The following is a 3576-nucleotide window of genomic DNA, read 5'->3' as shown; positions in this document are numbered from 1 at the left end:
TATATATAGTTGCATCTGCAACTGGTTTACCATCTAAATCATTTACATATATCTTACCGTCAAAGCCTACTACCATTTGGTCAGCTTTTATTGTAAGTGGTGCAAGAACTTCTATACTTTCTTGACCTGTTGAGAAAGATTTTGTATATCCTTCTTCTTGGTCAGTATTGTAAGTTATTAGTCCTTTTTGGGCACTATATGTAAATACAGAACCTTTCTTAAGTTCTTTAGGAACTTTAAAGCTTATTGTAGCTACGTTTTGTTCGCCAGTTTGTGTAGAAACGCCTTCTTTTCTAGTAGCGTTTATTTTTATTACACTGTCTTTAGCATCGTAAGTTGCAGTTCCATCGAAGTCATCGTTAAATTTAACTTCGTAATCTTTGAAATCTTTGTTGACTTTGATTTCTGTTTCAACTGCATCTATTTCTTCTATTTTTTGTGCTTTTAATCCTAAATCATAATTTTTATTTAAAACTGGATTGCCTTCAGTTATTGGTGATAATTCTACTGTATTGAATTCTTGGTCACCTTGTACATTGAAGTATCTAGTTTCAGTTGTTTCGTTACCAAATTTATCACGAACTAAAACTTTTATAGTATGTTTTCCGTTTGATAACTTAGCATCGTATAGATTGATTGCATTATCTCCAGGTACATTTACGCAGTTCTTTTCAGAAGTCATATTAACTCCATCTAAGTACATACGAACTGTATCGTAATCTATACCACTAGTATTTTTATTTTCAACATCGCTGTATAATGATTTGAAATTAATTGTGTTAGTATTTATAGTCATACCATTTTTAATTTCAGTATCATTAGCAGTTATACTGTCTACAACTGGATTATCTATATCGTCTTTATTAGCTCCATATACGAATTGTAAGTTATCGATATATAATGATCCTTTACGTTGAGCTTGTGGAACTTCAACCATATCATAGCTTCCATCGGCTTTAGTTTCACCTCTAGTGTAGAAACCTTGTTGAGTTCCAGGAACGTACATAACTCTTATTGCTTGTCCTTTTCTCATCTTGAATGGTCCAGATACACCTGCTTTGAATTTAGCTTCAACGTATTTCCATCCATTCCAGTCTATACCACCCATTTTACCTTGTGATATATTAGTTTCTTCAGTAAAGTCAAGTCTAATTAAACTGTTGCTACCATCGTCTAATTCAATTCTTAGCCATAGATTAGGAGTTCCTTCTGGAGCATAAACCCACATACCTATACCTGTTGGGTTACCTTCTATTGGTTTACCTGCTTCAGTAAATCCAACATAAACACCATCTGTAGCTGCACCTACATCTGAGAAATCATAATCAATTTTCAAAGCATGACTTCCGAAACGTACAGGTTCTCCACTATCTAAATCAATTACTTTAGCATCGTCTTTAGCACCTCTACCATAATCGCCAAGCAATAATAAAGAGTTTGTATCGTTAGCATCTCTTGTTATACTGAAGTAATCTTCGGCTTTTATAGTATTTCCTTCTTCGTCAGTTTTATCTTCAAAATCTAAAACTACTGAAGGAAGCTTACCTATAACTAAGTTAACTGTACCTTGAACACTTTCATCATAAACACAAGTTGCAGTTGCAGTACCGTTTATTGTTTCAGAATCTGATGAAGTAAATATATTTCCTTCAAAAGAACCTAATTTTTCATCACTTAAAGTCCACTTAAAGTCTCCATCCTTGTAAATTACATCTCTACCTTTGTATTTTACATTGATAGCTAAATCTGTACTCTTGCTAAATCCTAAACTAACTTCATCATTAGCAAATGTTATACTATCTGGTATTGCAATTACGATAGAAGTTGTTCCTACTATTTTTCCTTCACTCATTAAATTAACTTTAACTTCACCAGCAGTACCATTTGAAGTAAATTCACCATTAGAATCTATTGTACCGTATTTACTATCTGCTAATTTCCAAGTTGCATCACTTGGTAAAGGAGCTTCTCCACCAGCTGAGTCTACACCTTTAGCTTCAAATTTAACTGTTGATTTTGGTGTGTAAACTAAGTTATTAGGAGAAAGTGAAGCATGGTCAAATTGACCTGTTGGTTTAGCTGTAGATACTATAAGTATTGAACTACTTACATATCTTTCAGAACCATCTGATGGATAGTTACGACATGCAAATTCACTACTACCTTCGTATTTTGAAGCATAAGTAGAAGATCCACCACCATCTAGGTTAAGAACTGTCTTACATCCCATACCTATCATCATTTCTGCTATTTCTTTGTAAGTACGTCCACAAGATATTGGATAGTTACGTCCATGTGTAGTAAAAGTAACTACTGAACCATTTTCTCTTATACCAATAGCAGTTCTAGAATAAACTATATTTTGGTATGTATTATTTGGGTCAACATTTACTTTTCCATCTTTAACTATTAAAACGTCTCCACCAACAGCTGATTCTACATCATTTAATGGTACATTTCCTTCTCTTATTGCAGCTGTTCCGTCTTTTAGTATAGCAAAATATGGACGACCATTAGCATTTTGATATACTTTTCCTTCCATAACAAGCGCACCTAAAGGTTGTCCTGTTGACATGTTGTAGAAATCGGCATTTATACCTGCTACAACATTGTAGCCAGCCTTTTCAGCTGCTTTTGCTTGTTCAGTGACTCTTTGCATTTTCCACTTAGAGCCATTGTAATCAGCATATCCTGCAATGATTTTTGTTGTAGATGTACCAGATAGGTCTACATCGCAAAAATAATCAATGTTTTGATTAGTTCCTGATTGATTGTTTGTTATAATTTCACTTTCTGTTATACCTGGAGCTAACTTTTTGTCTGTGTTTGATATAACATAAGTTCCATCAGGAGGTGTGATACTTGCAGCCGCTACTACACTAGCATCTGTTCCCACTAATGCGATAACCATTAAGAAAACTAGTAATCTACTTAAAAGTTTTTTGTTAGATTTTTTTCGCAAATCTAATCCTCCCCTCTTTATTTATTAAAAGGAGTGTAAAAACACCTCTTTATAATATATAATACAACATAAATATCCATTTTTTACCTATTTTTTTATATTTTTTTGAAAAATAATGTTTTTTTTATTTTTTTCTTTTTAAATACTTGATAAATAATATAATCTCTATTTTTTCTTTTACAAATATTTAACAAAATTTTAGTTGTATTTTTCTGTCATACACAATATAATATACTAAAATAAAAAAGTTTCCCTTGAAGGGGAGTAGCTTTCACTCTGTGATAGTCAATCGTCATTTCGGATTTTATCCCGGTTGACTAGCGAGTACATAAACTTGTTAGCAAGACCTTCAAAGTAGATTAGTCATGATCTACTTCGGAGGTCTTTTTTATTTAAAAAATTTTAAATATTGGAGGAATATGCATGTTTTACAAAAAAAATTCAGATCAAGTTTTAAATGACCTAGATAGTAATTTGACTGGATTGTCAAAAGAAGAAGCGAAATTGAGATTAGATAAGTACGGTTTTAATCAATTAAATGAAAAGCCTAAAAAACCAACTTGGAAGCTATTTTTAGAAAGCTTTAAAGACCCATTAGTAATAATACTTTTAAT

The 3576-nt window shown here is 32.2% G+C and carries 2 protein-coding genes; one reads left to right on the top strand and one right to left on the bottom strand.

Annotated features, from left to right (window positions below; translation table 11 throughout):
• Positions 1-2962: phosphodiester glycosidase family protein (locus MR593_RS08090; protein WP_290691730.1), on the bottom strand; the 2962-nt coding region annotated here is incomplete at its 3' end.
• Positions 2963-3385: 423 nt separating this feature from the next.
• Between MR593_RS08090 and MR593_RS08085 the strand changes: the two genes are divergently transcribed.
• Positions 3386-3576 (top strand): cation-transporting P-type ATPase (locus MR593_RS08085; RefSeq protein ID WP_290691728.1); only part of this gene is annotated, 191 nt, incomplete at its 3' end.

The organism is Intestinibacter sp. (assembly GCF_022780145.1).
GTDB lineage: Bacteria > Bacillota > Clostridia > Peptostreptococcales > Peptostreptococcaceae > Intestinibacter.
The sequence above is the reverse complement of the archived record's forward strand: the minus strand, read 5'-3'. Positions and strand labels throughout refer to the sequence as shown.